This window comes from Pseudonocardia zijingensis, assembly GCF_042657305.1.
Lineage (GTDB): Bacteria > Actinomycetota > Actinomycetes > Mycobacteriales > Pseudonocardiaceae > Pseudonocardia > Pseudonocardia zijingensis.
The window spans coordinates 36165-57245 of record NZ_JBHSKO010000003.1; the positions used below are offsets into that span (position 1 = coordinate 36165).

A 21081-nucleotide genomic window follows, 5' to 3' on the forward strand; every position below is an offset into this window, starting at 1 on the left:
CAGTCTTCGGCACGATGCGTCTCCTCTCTGAACAGGTGCGGCGCGCCCGGTCACCCGGAACGCGCCGCTGCGGTGGCTGGTGAGGGCCACCGCGGATGGCTCGTGGTCAGCGGCGCTTGCGCGGGCGGCGCGCCGGCGGCCGTGAGCCGCCTCCGCTGCGCGCTCCGCGCTCGCTCCCGCCCTTGCTGCCGTTCACGCTCCCGTCGCCGTTGCCGGAGGCGTCCGCGGATTCGGACTTCGGGGCCGCGCCGTTCGACTCGCCGGTGGAGCCGGAGGCCGCGGGCTTGCGGGTGATGGGCTTGGAGCCCGGGCGCTTGGCCGGCTCCTTCGCCTGGTCGGCCTGCTCGGGCCGCATCGGCTTCTGGCCGGGCCGGGGGGCGCGCGCCTGCCGCGTGACGGCGGCCTGCTCGCGCTTGGCGCTCTCCTCGGCGTCGATGCGCTTGTAGACGACGTACTGCTGGCCGAGCGTCCACAGGTTGTTCGACACCCAGTAGAGGAGCACGGCGAGCGGCAGGAACGGGGCACCGACGACCACACCGACCGGGAAGACGTAGAGCATCAGCCGGTTCATGATCGCGGTCTGCGGGTTCTCGGCCTGCGCCGCGGTCTGGCGGGCCACCGAGTGGCGGGCGGTGATGTGGGTGAAGATGCCCGCGGCGATCATCAGCGGGATCATCACGATCAGCATGGAGGCGATCGAGGTGCCCGCGGCGTTGAGGACCTCCTCGCCCTGCAGCACCCAGTTGCCGAGCTTCGCCCCGAACAGGGTGGAGCGGTTGAAGGACTCGACCTCCTCCAACCCGAAGAAGTAGTTCTCGGTGCGCGGGGCGCCGTTGCTCAGGATCGGGTTGAACTCGCGCAGCACGTGGAAGAGGCCGATGAACACCGGCACCTGCACCAGCACGGGCAGGCACCCGCCGAGCGGGTTGACGCCGTGCTCCCGCTGGAGCCGCTGCATCTCCTCGGCCTGCTTCTGCCGGTCGTTCGCGTACTTCTTGCGGAGCTTCGCGATCTCGGGCTGGAACTCCTGCATCCGGCGCATCGACCGGACCTGGTGCACGAACGGCTTGTAGAGGATGGCCCGCAGCGTGAAGACCAGGAACATCACCGACAGGGCCCACGCGATGCCGCTGTCCGGGCCGAGGAGGAAGCCGAAGACCTCGTGCCACACCCAGAGGATGAACGAGACCGGGTAGTAGATGAAGTTCAGCACGGGGCTTGCTCCTCGATGTTCTTCCGAGCCGAGCAGGAACGGCGCGGTGGCACCGGGTCGACTCCGCCAGGGTGCCATGGTGCGCACCGCACCAGCCGCCGGACCGTGAGCCACGAACCGCGCAGCAGCCCGTGCACCTGCAACGCCTCGATCGCGTATGCGCTGCAGGTGGGGTAGAAGCGGCAGGTCGGGGGGAGCGCGGGGGACACCCAGCGCTGGTAGCCGCGCAGGAGCGCGACGGGCAACCGCGTCAGCGGGGAACGCCGCTCGTCAGCCACGGCGCGTCCCGGCCGCACATTTGCGGAGGACGCCGTGGAGGCCGGCGTCGAGGTCCTCGCCCAGCTCGGCCGACGTGGCGCCGGCGGCGGGCGGGAGCGCCCGGACCACCACCATCGATCCGGGTGGGAGCGCGCCGAGCCGGGGTGCGAGGAGGTGGCGCAGCCGCCGGCTCACGCGGTGGCGCACGACGGAGCCCCCGACGGCCTTGCTCACGATCAGCCCTGCCCGCGTGGGGCCGGGCTCTGCTGGGCAGTGCATGTGGACCACGATCCTCGACCGGCCGCTGCGCCGCCCTCTCCTGAGGACGGCTGCGAACTCGTCCCGGTGCGTGAGCCGGGACCCGGCCGGAAGCACCGGGCCGGCCGGATCAGGCCGAGAGCCGCTGGCGGCCCTTGCCCCGGCGGGCCGCGACGATCGCGCGGCCGGCGCGGGTGCGCATGCGCAGCCTGAACCCGTGGGTGCGGGCCCGGCGACGGTTGTTGGGCTGGAAGGTGCGCTTGCCCTTGCTCACGGTCGGCTCTCCTGGTCGACGGCGATGCGCGGCAGGCCGTCGGTGATCATCATGCGGCTGGTCGGACAGTGCACCCGTACGGGCCGCGCGCCGTACCGGGCGCACTGGGCGCACCACGGGCAGCACTCGACCCGCATGCACGGGCACGGTTGTCGCCAGGGTACATGGCAGGTGGGCCGCCGTCGTCCTGCGGGGGAGGCAACGAGCACGCGAGCGGTGCGCCCACGCTACCCGCTCATCGCGATCATTCTGTTGCCCGATTGCGTGACTGCAACGACTTGTGGCATCGGGCCGACGTTGTTAGCGTCGCCCCTTCCACAGCGAGATCCGGGGGGATCGTCACATCGGCAAGCTGCACGGGCCCGCGCGCGTCTGACGCTGCGTGTCCGCGTAGCGTCTTGCGCACAGGTGTGGACAAGTCTGGGGATGATCGCCCCTCCGGGGCGCGTGATCGTCCGGGGCGACGACCGGAGGGGAGCGCGGACCGGTGGCCGACCAGCCAGGGGACCTGGGACAGGTTTGGAACCGCGTCATCGCCGATCTCTCCGGCGCCGCGGCCAGCTCGGGTCAGTCGCTCTCGCCGCAGCAGCGCGCGTTCCTCCGGCTCACCCGCCCATTGGGTCTCATCGACGGCACGGCGTTGCTCGCCGCGCCCAGTGAGTTCGCCAAGGACGCCATCGAGCGCATCCTGCGGCGGCCGATCAGCGACGCGCTGGGCCGCCACCTCGGGGTCACGGTGAACCTCGCGGTCGTCGTCGACGCCTCCGCAGCGTCGGGCGGCACCGAGGTGCCCGACCCGCCCGGGGCTCCGGCGCGCACGGCGCCGGCCGCCGTCGGTGGGGACGCGGGCGGCGGCAGCCACTCGCAGGCCGAGGAGTCCGAGCAGCTCGGCGGTGCCGACACCATCTCCCTGTCCACCGGTCCTCTTGCGGCGGTGGTCGACGCCGACAACGGGCGCACGAACGGCGGTGGCCACCGCGAGCAGCCCGGTGACGGGCGGCAGGCCGCCGAGGTGTGGCCCACCTACTCCGGCCCGCCGGCGGGTGAGACGGTCACCCCGCGGTCGCAGACCCGGCTGAACGAGAAGTACACCTTCGACACGTTCGTCATCGGGGCGTCCAACCGCTTCAGCCACGCCGCCGCCGTCGCGGTGGCCGAGGCGCCCGCCCGCGCGTACAACCCGCTCTTCATCTGGGGCGACTCCGGGCTGGGCAAGACCCACCTGCTGCACGCGGTCGGCCACTACACGCAGCGGCTGTTCCCCGGCATGCGCGTGCGGTACGTGTCCACCGAGGAGTTCACGAACGACTTCATCAACTCGCTGCGTGACGACCGCAAGGTGGCGTTCCAGCGCCGCTACCGCGACGTCGACGTGCTGCTGGTGGACGACATCCAGTTCCTGGAGGGCAAGGAAGGCACGCAGGAGGAGTTCTTCCACACCTTCAACACCCTCCACAACGCCAACAAGCAGATCGTCGTGTCGTCCGACCGGCCGCCGAAGCGCCTCGAGACGCTCGAGGACCGCATGCGCACGCGGTTCGAGTGGGGCCTCATCACCGACATCCAGCCGCCCGAGCTCGAGACGCGCATCGCGATCCTGAGGAAGAAGGCGGCACAGGACCGCCTCGCTGTGCCAGGCGACGTCCTGGAGTTCATCGCCGAGCGCATCGAGCGCAACATCCGGGAGCTGGAGGGCGCGCTCATCCGCGTCACGGCGTTCGCGTCGCTGAACCGGCAGCCGGTCGACACGCAGCTCGCCGAGATCGTGCTGCGCGACCTCATCCCCGACTCCGCGGCGTCCGAGATCACGGCCCCGACGATCATGGCCGTCACCGCGGAGTTCTTCGGCGTCACGATCGACGAGCTGTGCGGGCCGGGGAAGTCCAAGGCGCACGCACAGCCCCGCCAGATCGCGATGTACCTGTGCCGCGAGCTGACCGACCTCTCCCTGCCGCGGATCGGGCAGACCTTCGGCGGCCGCGACCACACCACGGTCATGCACGCCGACAAGAAGATCCGCAACGAGATCGCCCAGCGCCGGAAGACCTTCGAGCAGGTCCAGGAGCTCACGGCGCGGATCAAGCAGCGCGCCCGGCACTGACGTCACGCCCGCCCGTCCGTACGAGCGGCACCTTCGTCCGCATCTATCGGACGGGAGTGCCGCTCGTACGCGTCTGCGGGGGGAGTTCCACGCTCCGTGACCACACGCGGTCACCGCCCGTGGTCACCCGGGTGCGCCGCGGGACCGCGGGCGGGTTGCGCACGGTGAGGATCGAGGCCCGGATCCGGTCGCACTGCGTCCCCACCCGACCACTCTTCACCCACATCTGGGGACAACTCTGTGGATTGTCGCCTCGGGGCCCGTGGACGGATCGTGTGCAGTCGGTGGAAAACCGGTGTCCATCACGGGGACAGCTGCCCGTTCCGAGCCTCCATCCACGGGTCGTCCGATCCGCCCACGGGTCCGCCCACGCGGCTCTCCACATCCAGACACGGCCTCTGGCCTGCACGAACGCGGTCCATCCACACTGCACACAGGCCCTTTCACTACTGCTGGAGTTCTCTCTTTGAACATCCAAAGAAGAAAGAGCGCGGTGGATGGGACCGGACCGGGGTGCCCGGATCGGGTACCCCATGGCCGGGATGACACCCGCCGTCCCGAGGCTCTACGGTGGGCTCCCCGGGCCGTGGGTCCTCCCCGGCACCACGGCGGCGTCCGGGCGCCGCACCCACAACGCCCGCCGGCACAGCCGGCGACCGAGTCGTCCCCAGCGCGAGAGGTCCCCTCATGAAGTTCCGGGTCGAACGCGACGTCCTCGCCGACGCCGCCGCCTGGGTGGCCCGCAGCCTCCCGGCGCGCCCACCGGTCCCGGTGCTCGGCGGCGTCCTCGTCGAGGCCACCGGCGGGGCCGACGGCGATCGGCTCACGGTCTCCGGCTTCGACTACGAGACGTCGGCGCGCGTCGAGCTCGACGCCACGATCGGCGACCCGGGCCGCGTGCTCGTCTCCGGCAGGCTGCTCGCCGACATCACCCGCGCCCTCCCGGCCAAGCCGGTCGACCTCGTCGTCGACGGAGCGCGCGCCACGATCAACTGCGGCAGCAGCCGCTTCAGCCTGCCGACCATGCCGGTCGAGGACTACCCCCAGCTGCCGGCCATGCCGCAACTCGCGGGCCGGGTCGCGGCGAGCGAGCTCGCCGAGGCCGTCGCGCAGGTGGCCGTCGCGGCGGGCCGCGACGACACGCTTCCGATGCTCACCGGCATCCGGCTCGAGATCGAGGGGGAGCAGCTCACCCTCGCTGCCACCGACCGGTTCCGGCTCGCGGTGCGCGAGCTCGACTGGACCCCCGAGGACGGCGCGCAGTCGAGCGCGGTGCTGATCCCGGCGCGCACGCTGGCCGAGGTCGCGAAGACGCTTTCCGGCGCGGGCACCGTGGAGATCGCGCTGTCGGCGGGCGACGGGATGCTCGGCATCACCGGCGGTGGCAGGCGGGCCACCACGCGCCTGCTCGACGCCGAGTTCCCCCGGTTCCGCCAGCTGATCCCGGCGGAGCACACGAGCGCCGCCGTGATCGAGGTCGCGCCCCTCGTCGAGGCGATCAAGCGCGTCGCACTGGTCACCGACCGCGTGGCGCAGGTCCGGATGGAGTTCGCCGACGACGGGCTGCGCCTCGCGGCGGGCGGCGACGACGTGGGCAGCGCGGAGGAGGAGCTTCCGTGTGAACTCGACGGCGCGCCACTCGTCATCGCGTTCAACCCCGGGTACCTTCTCGACGGACTCGGTGCGCTGCACACCGAACGGGCCCAGCTCACGTTCACCACGCCGAACCGTCCCGCGCTGGTGCGGCCGGTGCCCGCCGCGCCCGCGGAGGAGGGCGCCGCCGAGGAGAGCGCGGAGCCGGTGCCGGGCTACCTGCACCTGCTGATGCCCGTGCGCCTGCCCGGCTGAACGAGCTCCGGATCACGACCCCAGAGAGGCGAAACGTGCAACTCGGACTCATCGGGCTGGGCCGGATGGGCGGCAACATGCGTGACCGGCTGCGTGCGGCCGGCCACGAGGTGGTCGGCTACGACCCCCGCCCCGAGGTGAGCGACGTCGCGTCGCTGGCCGACCTGGCCGGGGCGCTCTCCGCGCCCCGCGTCGTGTGGGTGATGGTTCCCTCCGGGGAGCCGACGCGCGGCGCGGTGCGCGCGCTGCGCGACGTGCTGGACACAGGCGATCTGGTGATCGACGGCGGCAACTCGCGCTACACCGACGACGCCCCCAACGCCGCCCTGCTCGACGAGAAGGGGATCGGCTACCTCGACGTCGGCGTGTCGGGCGGCATCTGGGGCAAGGCCAACGGCTACGGCCTGATGGCGGGCGGCTCCGCCGAGCACGTCGAGCGGGCCATGCCGATCTTCGACGCGCTGCGCCCCGAGGGTCCGCGCGAGGAGGGCTTCGTGCACGCGGGCCCCGTGGGCGCGGGCCACTTCTCGAAGATGGTGCACAACGGCATCGAGTACGGCCTCATGCAGGCCTACGCGGAGGGCTTCGAGCTGCTCTCGGCCGCCGAGCTGGTCACGGACGTGCCCGGGGTGCTGCAGGCGTGGTCGCGCGGCACCGTCGTGCGCTCGTGGCTGCTCGACCTGCTGGTCGACGCGCTCCAGCAGGACCCGGGGCTGGCCAAGCTGGACGACTACGTCGAGGACTCCGGCGAGGGCCGGTGGACGATCGAGGAAGCGATCCAGCACGCCGTGCCGCTCCCGGTGATCTCCGCGGCGCTGTTCGCGCGGTTCGCGTCGCGGCAGGACTCCTCGCCCGCGATGCGGGCGGTCGCGGCCCTGCGGCAGCAGTTCGGCGGGCACGCGGTGCGCACGGCGACGGGACCCACCGGCACGCCGGGCGAGCACGCCGGCCCGACCTCCGGCACCGGCAGCACCCAGAATTAGTCCGTGCACCTGCGCCGCCTCGCCGTCACGGACTTCCGCTCCTGGGAGAGCGCCGAGCTCGACCTGCAGCCCGGCGTCACGGTGCTCGTGGGGCCGAACGGGGTGGGCAAGACCAACCTGGTCGAGGCGGCCGGCTACCTGGCCACCCTCGGCTCGCACCGCGTGGCCACCGACGCCCCGCTCATCCGGCGGGGCGCGGCGCGGGCGCTCGTGCGCGGTGTGGTGGTGCACCAGGGCCGCGAGCTGACGGTCGAGCTGGAGATCGCGCAGGGGCGGGCCAACCGGGCCCGCGTCAATCGCGCCCCGGCGAAGCCGCGCGACGTGCTGGGGATCCTGCGCACGGTGCTGTTCGCCCCGGAGGACCTCGCGCTGGTGCGCGGCGATCCCGGCGAGCGCAGGCGGTTCCTGGACGACCTGCTCGTCTCGCGGTTCCCGCGGTTCGCCGCCGTCCGGTCCGACTACGACCGCGTGCTGCGCCAGCGCTCTGCCCTGCTCAAGACGGCACGGGGCGGCGGTGACATGCGCACGCTCGACGTGTGGGACGGCCACCTCGCCCGCCACGGCGCCGCACTGCTGGCCGGCAGGCTGGAGCTCGTCGACGCCATCGCGCCACGCGCGGTCGAGGCGTTCGCCGAGGTCGCGCCCTCCTCCGACCCGATCGCGCTCGGCTACCGGTGCAGCCTGGAGGGCGAGCTGCCCGGGGCCGCGGCCGAGCTGGAGCCCCTGCTCGTGGAGGCGATGGGCCGCCTGCGCCGCCAGGAGGTGGAGCGGGGCGTGTGTCTGGTGGGCCCGCACCGCGACGACCTGGAGCTGCGGCTCGGTGACGGCCCGGCCAAGGGCTACGCGAGCCACGGGGAGTCCTGGGCGCTGGCGCTCGCGCTGCGGCTCGCGTCGTACCGGCTGCTGTGCGCCGACGACGTCGAACCCGTTCTCGTCCTCGACGACGTGTTCGCCGAGCTCGACGCGCGGCGCCGCAGCGCGCTCGCCGACGTCGCCCGGCGCGCCGAACAGGTGCTCATCACCGCGGCGGTGGCGGAGGACGTACCCGAGGGTCTGGACGGCGAGCGGTTCGCGGTGAACGGAGGGCATGTCGAGCCGTTTGCGCAAGAGGCCACGTCAGGAGGTCGCCTGTGATCTCACCCACCTGGGGACAAAGGTGTGGATACTGTGGATAACTTCGGCCGCACTGGTGATGACAAGCAAAAACGACCGCCCATCGTGCCCGACGAACCGCCCGGCGCGCCCCATTCGAGGCCACCTGTCCCCAACCCTGGGGATGAATCGGAGGCAACCGCTGGTCGCAGCCGGGGTGCTGATCTCGCTCGCGAGGCGCTGCGGGCGGCGCGGGAGGCCAGCGCGGAACGGGCGGCCCAGCGCTCCGCGGAGTCGGACGGACGCCGGCCCACGCGGCCCCGCGGACGCCGCAGGCGGTGGTCCGGTGCGGGCCCCGACGAACGCGACCCCCAGCCGTTCGGCAGGCTGGTGTCGCGGGTGGCACTGGACCGGGGCTGGTCGCCGCGGCTGACCGACGCCACGGTCCTCGGCCGCTGGCCGCAGCTGGTGGGGGCCGAGATCGCCGATCACTGCACGCCGCTGTCGCTGCGGGACGGGGAGCTGGTGCTGCAGGCCGAGTCCACGGCCTGGGCCACCCAGCTGCGGCAGCTGCAGCGCCAGCTGCTGTCCCGGCTCGCCGGGTCCGTCGGGAAGGACGTCGTGCGCCGGATCCGGGTGGTCGGGCCCTCGGGCCCGAGCTGGCGGCACGGCCCGCGGCACGTCCGCGGCAGGGGGCCCCGGGACACGTACGGATGACGCTGATCGCGGCATGAGGCGATTCAGGGCGACGTGACGCGCCCGTAGCCCGATTCGCCCCCCGTGACGGCCCGCCGGACCCGTCTGGGCTCCCGATCGGCGCTCTGCGACGATTCTGGGGGTGTCCTAGCCGCGTTTCAGGCAGGGTGCCCCGGTATGATGGAGGGGTGTTCCCGGGCGCTCCCCGATCGCCCGGTCTGGAGGCTCTGACGCGCGGGGTGCAGCCGTGCGCCCGCGACAGGGCCGTCGTGCGAGGAGACAGGCTGCCCGTGCCGGAGAAGAAGAACGCTTACAGCGCGTCGTCCATCACCGTCCTCGAGGGTCTCGAGGCGGTCCGCAAGCGGCCCGGCATGTACATCGGATCCACCGGTGAACGCGGGCTCCACCACCTCGTCCAGGAGGTCGTGGACAACGCCGTCGACGAGGCGATGGCGGGTTACGCCACGCGCGTCGAGGTCACGCTGCAGGAGGACGGCGGCGTCCGCGTCGTCGACGACGGCCGTGGCATCCCGGTGGGCATGCACCCGGTGGAGAAGAAGCCGGCCGTCGAGGTCGTGATGACCGTGCTGCACGCTGGCGGCAAGTTCGACGGCAAGTCGTACGCGGTGTCCGGTGGTCTGCACGGCGTCGGCGTCTCCGTGGTCAACGCGCTGTCCACCGCGCTCGACGTCGAGATCCACACCGAGGGCAAGGTCTGGCGCCAGCACTACGCGCACTCGGTGCCCGGCCCGCTGCGCAAGGGCGAGGACACCACGCGCACCGGCACCAGCGTCACGTTCTGGGCCGACCCGGACATCTTCGAGACCACCACGTACAACATCGAGACGATCCGGCGCCGCCTGCAGGAGATGGCCTTCCTCAACAAGGGCCTCACCATCGTCCTGCGCGACGAGCGCAACGGGCACCCGGCCGACGAGGAGGAGCCCGACGCCGAGGGCTACGTGGCGAAGGTCAAGGAGTACACCTTCTGCTACCCCAACGGCCTCGAGGACTTCGTCGCCTACCTGAACAAGGCGAAGGACCCGATCCACAAGAAGCTCATCTCGTACTCGGCCGAGAGCGAGGACCACGCGGTCGAGGTGGCGATGCAGTGGAACTCCGGCTACACGGAGTCGGTCTACACGTTCGCCAACACGATCAACACCCACGAGGGCGGCACCCACGAGGAGGGCTTCCGCTCCGCGCTCACCACCACCGTCAACCGGTACGCGCGCGACAAGAAGCTGCTCAAGGACAAGGACCCGGCGCTGTCCGGCGACGACATCCGCGAGGGGCTCGCCGCCATCGTCTCGGTCAAGGTGAAGGAGCCCCAGTTCGAGGGGCAGACCAAGACCAAGCTGGGCAACACCGAGGTCAAGTCGTTCGTGCAGCGGGTGAGCAACGAGTGGCTCGCCGACTGGTTCGAGCGCAACCCCACCGAGGCCAAGACCATCGTCAACAAGGCGGTGCAGTCGGCGCAGGCCCGGATCGCGGCGCGCAAGGCGCGCGAGCTCGTGCGGCGCAAGAGCGCGGGTGACATCGGCGGTCTGCCCGGCAAGCTGGCCGACTGCCGGTCCACCGACCCGGCCAAGTCCGAGGTCTACATCGTGGAGGGCGACTCGGCGGGTGGCTCGGCCAAGTCCGGCCGTGACTCGATGTACCAGGCGATCCTGCCGATCCGCGGCAAGATCATCAACGTCGAGAAGGCGCGCATCGACCGCGTGCTCAAGAACACCGAGGTCCAGTCCATCATCACGGCGCTGGGCACCGGCATCCACGACGAGTTCGACCTGTCCAAGCTGCGGTACCACAAGATCGTGCTCATGGCCGACGCCGACGTCGACGGCCAGCACATCCGCACCCTGCTGCTCACCCTGCTGTTCCGGTTCATGCGGCCGCTGGTCGAGGCGGGGCACGTGTTCCTGGCGCAGCCGCCGCTCTACAAGATCAAGTGGGCGGGCCGGGGCGCCGAACCGGAGTTCGCCTACACCGACCGCGAGCGCGACGGGCTCATCGAGGCCGGCCGGGCCGCGGGCAAGAAGCTGCCCAAGGACGAGGGCGTCCAGCGCTACAAGGGCCTCGGCGAGATGAACGCCAAGGAGCTCTGGGAGACCACGATGGACCCGGCCAACCGGCTGCTCCTGCAGGTCACGCTCGACGACGCGGCCACGGCCGACGAGCTGTTCTCGATCCTGATGGGCGAGGACGTCGAGTCCCGCCGGTCGTTCATCACCCGCAACGCCAAGGACGTGCGGTTCCTGGACGTCTAGTCCCGGCCGCTCCAGCTCCGCACGATTCAGAGAAGGACCATGACCGACACCCTGGACCCCACACTCCCGCCGCCGCCGGAGGGCGACCGCACCGAGCCGGTCGACATCCAGCAGGAGATGCAGCGCTCCTACATCGACTACGCGATGAGCGTGATCGTCGGCCGGGCGCTGCCGCTGGTCGAGGACGGGCTCAAGCCGGTCCACCGGCGCGTCCTGTACTCGATGGGGGAGAACGGCTTCCGGCCGGACCGCAGCTACGTCAAGTGCGCCCGCGTCGTCGGCGAGGTGATGGGTAACTACCACCCGCACGGCGACTCGGCGATCTACGACGCGCTCGTGCGGCTCGCGCAGCCGTGGGCGCTGCGCTACCCGCTGGTCGACGGGCAGGGCAACTTCGGGTCCCGCGGCAACGACCCCGCCGCGGCCATGCGGTACACCGAGTGCCGGCTGTCCCCGCTCGCCATGGCGATGCTGCAGGACATCGACGAGGACACCGTCGACTTCGCCGACAACTACGACGGCAAGACCCAGGAGCCGCTGGTCCTGCCGTCGCGGGTGCCGAACCTGCTGATCAACGGCAGCGTCGGCATCGCGGTCGGGATGGCCACCAACATCCCGCCGCACAACCTGCGCGAGGTCGGCGACGGCATCGTGTGGGCGCTGGACAACTGGGAGGCCACCGACGAGGAGCTCCTCGAGGCGCTGATGCAGCGCATCAAGGGCCCGGACTTCCCGACCGCGGGTCTGATCGTCGGCCGCGACGGCATCGAGCAGGCCTACCGCACCGGCCGCGGGTCGGTGCGGATGCGGGCGGTGGTCGAGGTCGAGGAGGACGCCAAGGGGCGCACCACCCTCGTCATCACCGAGCTGCCGTACCAGGTCAACCCGGACAACCTCATCGAGTCGATCGCGCAGCAGCACCGCGACGGCAAGCTCTCGGGCATCGCCGAGATCAACGACGAGTCGTCCGATCGCGTCGGCATGCGGATCGTCATCACGCTCAAGCGCGACGCCGTGGCCAAGGTTGTGATCAACAACCTCTACAAGCACACCCAGCTGCAGCAGGGCTTCGGCGTCAACATGCTGACCATCGTCGACGGCGTGCCGCGCACGTTGCGCCTCGACCAGATGATCCGCAACTACATCCGCCACCAGATCGACGTCATCGTCCGGCGCACCCGCTACCGCCTCCGCAAGGCGGAGGAGCGGGCCCACATCCTGCGTGGTTACGTCAAGGCGCTCGACGCCCTCGACGAGGTCATCGCGCTGATCCGCGCGTCCGAGACGGTCGACGTCGCCCGCACGGGCCTGATGGAGCTCCTCGACGTCGACGAGATCCAGGCCCAGGCGATCCTGGACATGCAGCTGCGGCGCCTCGCCGCGCTGGAGCGCCAGAAGATCATCGACGAGCTGGCCGAGATCGAGCGCACCATCGCCGACCTCGAGGACATCCTCGCCCGGCCCGAGCGGCAGCGCACGATCGTGCGCGACGAGCTCATCGAAATCGTCGAGAAGCACGGCGACGAGCGGCGCACCCAGATCGTGGCCGATGACGGTGACGTCACCAACGAGGACCTGATCGCGGTCGAGGACGTCGTCGTCACGATCACGCAGACCGGCTACGCCAAGCGCACCAAGACCGACCTGTACCGGGCGCAGAAGCGCGGCGGGAAGGGCGTGCAGGGCGCGCAGCTGAAGCAGGACGACATCGTCGCCCACTTCTTCGTGTGCTCCACGCACGACTGGATGCTGTTCTTCACCAACAAGGGCCGTGTGTACCGGCTCAAGGCCTACGAGCTGCCCGAGGCCAACCGCAGCGCCCGCGGCCAGCACGTGGCCAACCTGCTCGCGTTCCAGCCGGACGAGCAGATCGCCCAGGTCATGCAGATCAAGGACTACCAGGCGGCGCCCTATCTCGTCCTTGCGACGAGAAGTGGTCTGGTGAAGAAGTCCCGGCTCACCGACTTCGACTCCAACCGCACCGGCGGCCTGATCGGCATCAACCTCCGCGAGGACGACGAGCTGGTCGGCGCCGTGCTCTGCTCGGCCGACGACGACCTGCTGCTCGTCTCGGCGGAGGGCCAGTCCATCCGGTTCGCGGCCAGCGACGAGGCGCTGCGCCCGATGGGCCGCGCCACGTCCGGCGTGCTGGGGATGCGCTTCAACGACGGCGACCGGCTGCTGTCGCTCGCCGTGGTGCGGCCGGAGACCTTCGTCCTGGTCGCCACCGCCGGTGGTTACGCCAAGCGCACCCCGATCGAGGACTATCCGGTGCAGGGTCGGGGTGGGAAGGGTGTTCTGACCCTCCAGTACGACCGTCGTCGTGGCACCCTGGTCGGCGCGCTCATCGTCGGGATCGACGACGAGCTCTACGCGATCACCTCGACCGGCGGGGTGATCCGAACGTCGGCCCGCGAGGTCCGCAAGGCCGGCCGGCAGACGAAGGGAGTCCGGCTGATGAACCTCGGCGACGGCGCCACCCTGCTCGCGGTGGCCCGCAACGCGGAGGACGACGCGGACGACCAGTCGCTCGGCTGAGCTCGTGAGCCGCCCCACCCACCAGGCCCCGAGGAGACGCCTCCCCTCGTGAACGAGACGACGAGCACACCGGACGAGCCCGACGGTCAGGGCCGTGTGGCCACCGGCGAGCAGGCGGCGATCCCGCAGCAGGCGAGTCGGCCGGAGGCCGCCTCTCCCGCCGAGCAGGGAGGCGCGGCCGGCACGAACGGGACGGCACCACAGCAGTCCGAGGAGGTGGCCGCAGCGGAGCGGCCGGTCGATCCCACGGGGTCGGACGCGCCCACCACGCACCTCCAGGTCCCGCAGCCGCAGGGCTCGGCTCCCGCGGCGGCAGGGCAGCAGGACGAGACGGAGGCGCAGGCAGCTCCTCAGGCCTCGCCGTCACCGTCCCCCACGCCGTCCCCCACGCCGCGTCCACCGGACCCCGAGCCGGCGCCGGGGCCGATGCCCGGGCCCGGCCCGGAGGCGGCGGCACCGCCCCCGTGGCACCGGATGTCGCCGGGTGGGGCGGCACCCGAGACCACGCCGGAACCGGCCGCCGAGCCGCCGCGGGGCGGGCTGCTCGACGAGGGGCCCACGGCGTTCCTCGAGCCGCCCTCCCGCTACGAGGAGCCGCGCACCGAGACGAACACCGCGGCGGCCGATACCGGCAGTTGGTCCAGCGTGCGGGCGGTCCGCAACCGGCCGCCCCGGCAGGCCGCGCTGCAGCTCAAGCGGCTCGACCCGTGGTCGGCCCTGAAGCTGGGTCTCGTCCTGGCCGTGGTGCTGTTCTTCATCTGGCTGGTGGCGGTCGGCGTGCTCTACGGCGCGCTCGACGGCATGGGCGTCTGGGACCGGCTCAACGGCACCTACGCCGACCTGGTGTCCGGTGACACTCCCACCGGCAGCCCGCTCATCAGCGCGGGCCGGGTCTTCGGGTTCGCCGCGGTCATCGGGGCGATCAACAGCCTGCTCTTCGCCGTGGCGGTCACGGTGGGAGCGTTCGTCTACAACGTGTCCGCCGACCTGGTCGGGGGCATCGAGGTCACGCTCTCGGAGCGCGACTGACCCTTGGGGGTATCCGGTTGAAGGCGGCCGGAGGCGCTGCGGTAGCCTCGTCTCCGTCGCACGGGCCCATAGCTCAGTTGGTTAGAGCGCGTCGCTGATAACGACGAGGTCGCTGGTTCAAATCCAGCTGGGCCCACTCCCCGAGCTCCACTCCGGACATCCTTCGGGACAAGTTAGGACGTGATCCTCGTGAAGAAGCTCATCGCCGTGGCAGTCGCCCTGGCCGCTGGCGCCTTCATCTTCTCCAAGGTCCGCGCTTCCCGCGAGACCGACCTGTGGCACGAGGCCACCAACAGCTGAACCTCGCAGCACTGCCCGCTGCTGAGCGGGTAACGTCCCCGCTCAGCCAGGGGACGTAGCTCAATTGGCAGAGCACCGCCTTTGCAAGGCGGGGGTTAGGGGTTCGATTCCCCTCGTCTCCACCAGCAGGAACGACTTCCAGGAAGATCGTTCCGTGGGGTGAGCCGGACGTGTGCTCCGCCCGCTGCGTGGGCCGAGCACACGCCCGGTTTTCTCTCCTCAGCGTGCCGTCAGTCCCAACGGGTCGACTTCGTCGGCGGTGGCGTCGTCGGCGGTGGTGGAGCGGCTCAGGTCCTCCCACCGCTCGTCCTCGGCCAGCAGTGCACGCACCGCCGCGGTGCCGTAGGCGAAGGCGTCCTCACCGACGAGCAGTCGCACCGGCGGGGCATCCATCGCTGCCACCTGCAGCACCACCTGCGCGACCTTTGCCGGGTCGTTGGCGTTGGTCGCGCCGCCCTTCTCGAATCGGCGCGCCATTTCGCCGACGGTCGCGTCGTACTCGGGCCGGACCGGGGCGATCCGCATGGACGACCCCGCCCAATCCGTCCGCATCCCGCCCGGCTCCAGCACCGTGACACGGATTCCCAGCGGAGCCACCTCCGCGGCGAGCACCGAGGAGAAGCCGCCGACCGCCCACTTCGCGGCCTGGTAGGCGCCCAGCCCGGGGGTGGTGACGCGGGCGCCTACCGACGAGACCTGCACAATGTGGCCGCTGCGCTGCTCGCGCATGACGGGCAGCGCCGCCCGAGACATGTGCACCACGCCGAACAGGTTCGCGTCGACCTGGTCGCGGAAGTCGTCGAGATCCACGTCCTCGATGCTCGCGACGTTCGCGTACCCGGCGTTGTTCACCAGCGCGTCCAGCCGCCCGAAACGATCCACCGCCGTCCGGACGGCCGCTTCGGCAGCGGCCGGGTCCGTCACGTCGAGCGGCACCGGGGTCAGCCGCCCCTCGCCTGTGTCGAGGTCGTCGAGCGCGTGAGGGCTCCGCGCGCCGGCGACCACGTCGTGGCCCGCCGTCAGTGCGGCCCGCACGATCTCCCGACCGAGACCGCGGGAGGCGCCTGTCACCAGGAACACCGACATCTCGTCACTCTCCTAACTAACCAGCTGGAAGACTACGGTCAACTGAACAGTTAGTAGCGTGGGTTCATGCCCGAGCCCCGCGATGCCGCAGCGACCCGCCGCAGATTGCTCGACGCGGCCACAGCCGAGTTCGCCGCGGTCGGGATCGCGGGCGCGCGGGTCGACCGCATCGCGGCCGCAGCCCGGAGCAACAAGGCGCAGATCTACCACTACTTCGGATCCAAGGACGCCCTGTTCGATGCCGTGTTCGAGGACGTCGCCTCCGTCATCGCCGACGCCGTCCCGATCGACGCGGAGAACCTGCCGGAGTACGCGGGTCGGCTGCACGACTCCTACCGCGCGCAGCCGTGGGTGCAGCGCCTCGCCACCTGGTACCGGCTCGAGCGGGGCCGCGACTCGGCGCTCGAGGGCATCCGGCGCAGCAACGCCGCGAAGGTCGAGGCGATCGCGCAAGCGCAGGAGGCCGGGCTCGTCACTGCGGCCTACACACCCGTCGAGCTGCTCGGACTCGTGCTGCACCTGTCCGGCTTCTGGAGCGCGAACGTTCCGGAGTTCGACGAGCTCAGCGAGGAGATCGACCACGAGCGCCGTCGCGAGGTCGTGGTCCGCGCGGTTGCGTCCGTCGTAGCGCCGTGACAGCCTGCCCGCCCCCGCGTGACACCGGGATCAGCTCGCGAGCGACCGCAGCGCCTCGTCCAGGGTTCCGAAGATCTTGTTCGACCCGCCGTCCCAGTGGGGCACCGGGTCGGGCTGGCCGGGCGCAGGCGCCCACAGCCACCAGATGTTCTGCCAGGGGTCGAGCAGCCTGCCGAGGGTCGACTCGCCGTAGAACGGGGTCGGCTCGGTGATCGTGGTGGCGCCGCGTGCGGTGGCCCGCTCCAGCACCGTGGCCACATCGCGAACCCACACCTGGAGCAGGGCGGGTCGTACCGGCCAGCCGTCGAGCCGGTCGGCCAGCATCAGGTCGACGGTGCCGAGCCGGAGCTGGGCGTGGATCAGCTTGCCGTCCGGCATCGGGGTCCTGACCTCGGTGGTCTCCGGTACCTGGAAGACCGCGGACACGAAGTCGATCAGACCGGCGGCTTCGTCCACGATCACGAACGGGTTCAGCACGGCGGCGCCGTGAGGGACGGAGCGGGGCGGGAGCAGGATCTCGTCGTGCATGCCCGGAGTCTTGCGACGATTCCGGTCAATTCCCGGCCGTTGCGCTTACCGACGTGGTGATCGATCCTGCACGCGTGTTGCCGCGAGAGGTTCTCGACGCCCGGTTCCCCGAGGCGCTCGGCGGCATGGTCGCCGGTAGCACCACGCGCTGGGACGACGTCCCGTCGTCGGACCTCGATCTGTTCGTCCTGCTCGCCGGTCGCCCGGCACCGATGCGCAGCACCGAACGCGTCGGCGGGCGGCTCGTGGAGTTCTTCGTCCACACCGAGGAATCGTTCGCCGGCTTCGTCGACCGGGAACGCCAGCTCCGCAGATCACCCCTGCTGCACATGTGCGCCACCGGGCTGATCATCAGGGATGACGACGGGCGACTCGCTCGGCTCCAGGACTCTGCTCGTGCCCGGTGGGCCGCAGGCCCGGCCCCGCTGACCGCCGGCGAACTCGAGGATCGTCGTTACCCCTTGACCGCACTCCTCGACGACCTGGCCGAGGAGGCGCACCCGGTCGACCGCGCAGCGCCGGCGGCCGCCGTCTTCACGGACACGGGTGATCTTGCGCTCGCCGCCCGGGGCCGGTGGACGGGCACCGGCCGATGGCTGACCCGCCGACTCCGCGAGGCGGATCCCGATCTCGCCGATGACCTGGCCGCAGGCCTGCCCGCCGCCGTCGAGGGAGACGCGACGACGCTACTGAGCTGCGGCAGGGCCGAACTCGACCGGCTCGGTGGACCCCTCGACAGCGGATACGAACGCCACGCCTGACGGGCCGGACAGGAACAGCTCCTACGACCACGTCAGCGGGGAACCGCTGTCATCACCAGGTTCGCGCCGCCGTCCGGTGTGGTCGACCGGTCGACGACGGTGGGGCCGGGGATCCCGGTGCAGGCCAGCCACTCGATCCGCAGGCGCTCCTCCCACCGGTCGGCGACACCGGACGGGGGTGTGCGCTTCGCGACGAGCGCCCCGTCGTCGCGCCGGAGCACCTGCGCGTGCGATTCCCCGGCCGCCACCGGGCTCCACTCGGTCACGCCGCCGGTCTCACACCGGGACGCGCTCGAGCAGCCCTGTGAGCGTGGCGGTCGGGGAGATGACGTCCGGGTCGGTGCGGACGGCCACGACGGCGGGCCGGCGGCCGGTGATGGCGCGGTGCAGCGCCTCGTCCAGCCGGCCCGCCTCGGTCACGCCGTACGCGGCGGCTCCGAGCCCTTCGGCCCAGCGTGCGAGGTCCACCGCGCCGATGTCGACGCCCGACGTCCGGCCCAGGTCGCGGGCCTGGTGCATCGCGATCGTCCCGTACATGCCGTTCTGCAGCACCAGGACGACCACCGGCGCGCCGAGCCGCACCGCGGTCTCGATCTCCTGGCCGGTCATGAGGACGCCGCCGTCGCCGACCACCGCCACGGCGGTGCGCTCCGGCGCGGCCGTGGCGGCCGCGACCGCGGCGGGTACGGCGTAGCCCATGGCGCCGTTCACGGGCGCGAGCTGGGTGGTGGTGGCCGGGAAGCGCCAGTAGCGGTGCAGGAACGCGGCGAAGTTGCCCGCGTCGTTGGTGACGATGCCGTCGGGGGGCAGCTGCCGGTGCAGGGCCGAGATCACCGCGGCCGGGTGCACACCGCCGCCGGTCTCGACGGCCGGGGGAGTGGACCAGGCGTCGACGGCCGCGTGCACCGGCGCCCAGTCGACGGCGTCCGTCCGGCCGTCCTGCCGGGCGAGCGCCGCCAGGAGCCCGGCCGGGTCGGCGTCGATCCCGCCGGTGCCGTACCGGCCGATCGGGACGACCTCGGTGGACGGCGCGGGGAGGCGGTAGCGCTGGGTGGTGACCTCGTCGAGCCGCGTGCCAACGACGAGGAGCAGGTCGGCGCCCGCCACGGCGTCGACGGTGGCCTCGGGGGTGGCGAGCGCGAGGTGGCCGAGGAAGTTCGGGTGGTCCACCGGGAAGGCGTCCTGGCGGCGGAACGACGTGCACACGCCGACGCCGAAGCGCTCGGCCACGGCCACCAGGCGGTCGCGGGCCGGCCGGGCGCCCTCGCCCGCGATGATCACCGGCCGGCGGGCTGCGCGCAGCCGCCGGGCGAGCTCGTCGACCACCGCCGGGTCCACGGCGGCCGCTTGCGGCACCTCGACGGCGGCTGGGCCGGTGACCTCGGCGTCCACGAAGTCGCTCGGGATCGCGATCGCCACCGGGCCGGGGCGGCCGGACGTGGCGATCCGCCATCCCCTGGCCACGAGCTCGGGCACGTCCTGTGCGCGCTCGGCGGTGACGGCCCACTTGGTGATCGGCCCGTAGAACGCGGTGAGGTCGACCTCCTGGAACGCCTCGCGCCCCCGCAGGTGCGAGTCGACCTGGCCGAGCAGCACGACCATCGGCGTGGAGTCCTGGTGGGCGGTGTGCACGCCGATCGCGAGGTTCGACGAGCCAGGGCCGCGGCTCGCCATGGCCACCGCGGGGACCCCGGTGAGCCGGGCATCCGCGTCGGCCATGAAGGCCGCGCCGGATTCGTGTCGCACTGACACGAGCTGGAGGTCGGGGTGGCGGTCCACCTCGTCGATCAGGCTGAGGAACGACTCCCCGGGCACGGTGTAGCAGCGGCGGGCGCCCGCCGCGGCGAGCAGGTCGGCCACGGCGGCGGCGACGGTGGTCAAACGTCCTCCTGATCGGTGGTCATGACAGCATTTCCCCCACAGCCTTGCCGATGCCCTGCACGGCGGCGACCGCGACGAACACCGCGACGAGGCCGAGACCCAGGTTCTCCTTCCAGCTGTTGGTGTAGCGGCCCATGATGTCGGCGCGGTTGAGCATCACGATGAGGGCGATCACGATCAGCAGCAGGAACGGCGACGTGAGCACGTGGGACACCACCACGAGGGCCACGAAGCCGGGCGCGTGCGGCAGTGACCAGACCACGGCCAGCAGGCCCCAGAGGATCATCCAGCGGTAGACGGGGTCGGCGGTGCGGCTCCCTGTGTAGCGCGCGGCGCGCTGCGGCCGCACCACGTGCAGCGCCTCGACCACCATCTTGGCCAGCGCGAACAGCGAGCCGGCCACGGTGGTCCACGCGGCGCCGAGCAGGCCGAGGTAGAAGATGTACGGCCCGACCGGGCCCACCGCGGCGCCCAGGGCGCCCGCGATGTCGCCCGCCTCGCTCACGCCCTGCTTGCCGTAGAGGACCTCGGCTCCGATCGCCCACACCGCCACCGCGAGGAACAGCACCACGACGGTGCCGAACAGCAGGTCGTACTGCTGCACGCGGCGGTGGGCGGGCGTGGTCCAGCCCTTCTCGCGCAGGAACTCCGGGTAGAACAGGTTGGCCATCGACCCGAGCGTGGCGAGCACGAGGCTGGAGGCCACCAGGCCGGAGTCGAAGAGCCCCTGCTGCGCGGGCAGCTCGAAGGCGAAGCCCTTCACCAGCTCGCCCCAGTTGATGCCGACGAGCACGATGCCGGTGACGAAGGTCAGCACCATCACCGCGAGCACGACCTTGAAGATGCGCTCGATCAGCCGGTAGGCGCCCTTCATCGTGACGGCGAAGACCGACAGCGCCCCGATCACCGACCACCAGAACGTGGGCAGGCCGCCGAAGAGCCCTTCGAGGGACACGCCGACCCCGCTGAGCGTGAACGCCAGCAGGATGTGGGTGTAGATCACGAACGACACGAGCATCAGCCAGCCGAAGGCCGGGTGCGTCCGCGCGATGCCGCGCACGATGCTCGGGTCCTGCTGCACGTTGTAGAGGGGGTACTTGCCCAGGGCGTTCACGAACACGAAGCGGAACACCAGGGAGAGCGGGAGCACCCACAGCAGCGCATACCCGTAGTTGCCGCCCGCCACCGAGTTGTCGATCAGGTCGCCGGTGCCCACCCAGCTCAGCGCCACCACGATGCCGGGACCGAAGGAGCGGATGTAGGCGAGGAAGTTGTGCGCCGGAGGTGCCACCGATCCCGGCTGCTCGGTCATGAGGTCCCCTCGTCGTC

The 21081-nt window shown here is 71.6% G+C and carries 20 protein-coding genes and 2 tRNA genes; 13 read left to right on the forward strand and 9 right to left on the reverse strand.

Translation table 11 applies throughout. The features are described 5' to 3' along the window. Nucleotides 1–106: 106 nt before the first annotated feature. The 4 genes from yidC to rpmH are packed head-to-tail and all read right to left on the reverse strand — an operon-like array spanning nt 107 to nt 2003. Nucleotides 107–1213, reverse strand: coding sequence for a membrane protein insertase YidC (gene yidC / locus ACFPL3_RS07295; RefSeq protein ID WP_343940876.1), 1107 nt, complete (start codon nt 1211–1213; stop codon nt 107–109). Then, nucleotides 1207–1491 carry a membrane protein insertion efficiency factor YidD gene (gene yidD / locus ACFPL3_RS07300; RefSeq protein ID WP_343940877.1) on the reverse strand — a complete coding sequence of 95 codons (285 nt, stop codon included), beginning with the start codon at nt 1489–1491 and terminating at the stop codon, nt 1207–1209. Before yidD ends, yidC begins: the two co-directional genes overlap by 7 nt. Continuing rightward, nucleotides 1484–1846 (reverse strand): ribonuclease P protein component, encoded by a 363-nt coding sequence (rnpA, locus tag ACFPL3_RS07305; RefSeq protein WP_343940878.1) that lies wholly within the window; start codon nt 1844–1846, stop codon nt 1484–1486. Before rnpA ends, yidD begins: the two co-directional genes overlap by 8 nt. 13 nt (nt 1847–1859) lie before the next feature. After that, a complete protein-coding gene (gene rpmH, locus ACFPL3_RS07310) occupies nt 1860–2003 on the reverse strand; it encodes a 50S ribosomal protein L34 (protein ID WP_075952533.1) in 144 nt (47 codons plus the stop codon). A gap of 487 nt (nt 2004–2490) precedes the next feature. On the opposite strand from rpmH, the gene dnaA reads away from it, so the two are divergent. The 11 genes from dnaA (at nt 2491) to ACFPL3_RS07365 (ending at nt 14985) form a co-directional block, all read left to right on the forward strand. Continuing rightward, nucleotides 2491–4104 carry a chromosomal replication initiator protein DnaA gene (gene dnaA / locus ACFPL3_RS07315; protein WP_343940879.1) on the forward strand — a complete coding sequence of 538 codons (1614 nt, stop codon included), beginning with the start codon at nt 2491–2493 and terminating at the stop codon, nt 4102–4104. Nucleotides 4105–4791: 687 nt separating this feature from the next. Further along, on the forward strand, nt 4792–5952 hold the full coding sequence (gene dnaN, locus ACFPL3_RS07320) for a DNA polymerase III subunit beta (protein ID WP_343940880.1): 1161 nt from the start codon (nt 4792–4794) through the stop codon (nt 5950–5952). Between the two features lie 11 nt (nt 5953–5963). After that, nucleotides 5964–6935, forward strand: a complete 972-nt coding sequence (gnd, locus tag ACFPL3_RS07325; RefSeq protein WP_343940909.1) for a phosphogluconate dehydrogenase (NAD(+)-dependent, decarboxylating) — start codon at nt 5964–5966, stop codon at nt 6933–6935. A gap of 3 nt (nt 6936–6938) precedes the next feature. Then, on the forward strand, nt 6939–8069 hold the full coding sequence (recF, locus tag ACFPL3_RS07330; RefSeq protein ID WP_343940881.1) for a DNA replication/repair protein RecF: 1131 nt from the start codon (nt 6939–6941) through the stop codon (nt 8067–8069). 348 nt (nt 8070–8417) lie between these two features. Further along, on the forward strand, nt 8418–8744 hold the full coding sequence (locus ACFPL3_RS07335) for a DciA family protein (protein WP_379588617.1): 327 nt from the start codon (nt 8418–8420) through the stop codon (nt 8742–8744). A gap of 269 nt (nt 8745–9013) precedes the next feature. Then, nucleotides 9014–10993 carry a DNA topoisomerase (ATP-hydrolyzing) subunit B gene (gene gyrB / locus ACFPL3_RS07340; RefSeq protein WP_343940882.1) on the forward strand — a complete coding sequence of 660 codons (1980 nt, stop codon included), beginning with the start codon at nt 9014–9016 and terminating at the stop codon, nt 10991–10993. A 39-nt stretch (nt 10994–11032) separates the two neighbouring features. Continuing rightward, nucleotides 11033–13531 carry a DNA gyrase subunit A gene (gene gyrA, locus ACFPL3_RS07345; RefSeq protein WP_343940883.1) on the forward strand — a complete coding sequence of 833 codons (2499 nt, stop codon included), beginning with the start codon at nt 11033–11035 and terminating at the stop codon, nt 13529–13531. A 48-nt stretch (nt 13532–13579) separates the two neighbouring features. After that, nucleotides 13580–14560: a DUF3566 domain-containing protein gene (locus ACFPL3_RS07350; protein WP_343940884.1), complete on the forward strand. Its 981-nt coding sequence runs from the start codon at nt 13580–13582 to the stop codon at nt 14558–14560. A gap of 62 nt (nt 14561–14622) precedes the next feature. After that, nucleotides 14623–14696: transfer RNA gene (locus ACFPL3_RS07355), tRNA-Ile, on the forward strand. A gap of 53 nt (nt 14697–14749) precedes the next feature. Beyond that, on the forward strand, nt 14750–14860 hold the full coding sequence (locus ACFPL3_RS07360) for a DLW-39 family protein (protein ID WP_343940885.1): 111 nt from the start codon (nt 14750–14752) through the stop codon (nt 14858–14860). A 49-nt stretch (nt 14861–14909) separates the two neighbouring features. After that, nucleotides 14910–14985 (forward strand) — tRNA-Ala (locus tag ACFPL3_RS07365). 94 nt (nt 14986–15079) lie between these two features. Here the strand turns inward: ACFPL3_RS07365 and ACFPL3_RS07370 are convergent. Then, on the reverse strand, nt 15080–15946 hold the full coding sequence (locus tag ACFPL3_RS07370) for an SDR family NAD(P)-dependent oxidoreductase (RefSeq protein ID WP_343940886.1): 867 nt from the start codon (nt 15944–15946) through the stop codon (nt 15080–15082). A 66-nt stretch (nt 15947–16012) separates the two neighbouring features. Between ACFPL3_RS07370 and ACFPL3_RS07375 the strand changes: the two genes are divergently transcribed. Beyond that, on the forward strand, nt 16013–16582 hold the full coding sequence (locus ACFPL3_RS07375; RefSeq protein WP_343940887.1) for a TetR/AcrR family transcriptional regulator: 570 nt from the start codon (nt 16013–16015) through the stop codon (nt 16580–16582). Between the two features lie 30 nt (nt 16583–16612). On the opposite strand, the gene ACFPL3_RS07380 is transcribed toward ACFPL3_RS07375, so the two are convergent. Beyond that, nucleotides 16613–17110 carry a VOC family protein gene (locus ACFPL3_RS07380; RefSeq protein ID WP_343940888.1) on the reverse strand — a complete coding sequence of 166 codons (498 nt, stop codon included), beginning with the start codon at nt 17108–17110 and terminating at the stop codon, nt 16613–16615. Nucleotides 17111–17184: 74 nt separating this feature from the next. On the opposite strand from ACFPL3_RS07380, the gene ACFPL3_RS07385 reads away from it, so the two are divergent. Beyond that, nucleotides 17185–17871 carry a nucleotidyltransferase domain-containing protein gene (locus ACFPL3_RS07385; RefSeq protein WP_343940889.1) on the forward strand — a complete coding sequence of 229 codons (687 nt, stop codon included), beginning with the start codon at nt 17185–17187 and terminating at the stop codon, nt 17869–17871. A gap of 32 nt (nt 17872–17903) precedes the next feature. Here ACFPL3_RS07385 and ACFPL3_RS07390 read toward each other — a convergent pair whose 3' ends face one another. From ACFPL3_RS07390 to ACFPL3_RS07400, 3 genes are read right to left on the reverse strand one after another with little or no spacing between them, the layout of a single operon-like run. After that, on the reverse strand, nt 17904–18137 hold the full coding sequence (locus ACFPL3_RS07390; protein WP_343940890.1) for a protein kinase family protein: 234 nt from the start codon (nt 18135–18137) through the stop codon (nt 17904–17906). A gap of 10 nt (nt 18138–18147) precedes the next feature. Then, nucleotides 18148–19752 (reverse strand): thiamine pyrophosphate-dependent enzyme, encoded by a 1605-nt coding sequence (locus tag ACFPL3_RS07395; RefSeq protein WP_343940891.1) that lies wholly within the window; start codon nt 19750–19752, stop codon nt 18148–18150. A 19-nt stretch (nt 19753–19771) separates the two neighbouring features. Then, nucleotides 19772–21064, reverse strand: a complete 1293-nt coding sequence (locus tag ACFPL3_RS07400; protein WP_343940892.1) for an Nramp family divalent metal transporter — start codon at nt 21062–21064, stop codon at nt 19772–19774. Between the last annotated feature and the right edge of the window lie 17 nt (nt 21065–21081).

Bases quoted from the DNA above. Each gene is read 5' to 3' on its own strand.
- dnaN (WP_343940880.1), top strand. From the start codon at position 4,792: ATGAAGTTCCGGGTCGAACGCGACGTCCTCGCCGACGCCGCCGCCTGG.
- gyrA (WP_343940883.1), top strand. From the start codon at position 11,033: ATGACCGACACCCTGGACCCCACACTCCCGCCGCCGCCGGAGGGCGAC.
- ACFPL3_RS07370 (WP_343940886.1), bottom strand. From the start codon at position 15,946: ATGTCGGTGTTCCTGGTGACAGGCGCCTCCCGCGGTCTCGGTCGGGAG.
- ACFPL3_RS07375 (WP_343940887.1), top strand. From the start codon at position 16,013: ATGCCCGAGCCCCGCGATGCCGCAGCGACCCGCCGCAGATTGCTCGAC.
- ACFPL3_RS07380 (WP_343940888.1), bottom strand. From the start codon at position 17,110: ATGCACGACGAGATCCTGCTCCCGCCCCGCTCCGTCCCTCACGGCGCC.
- ACFPL3_RS07400 (WP_343940892.1), bottom strand. From the start codon at position 21,064: ATGACCGAGCAGCCGGGATCGGTGGCACCTCCGGCGCACAACTTCCTC.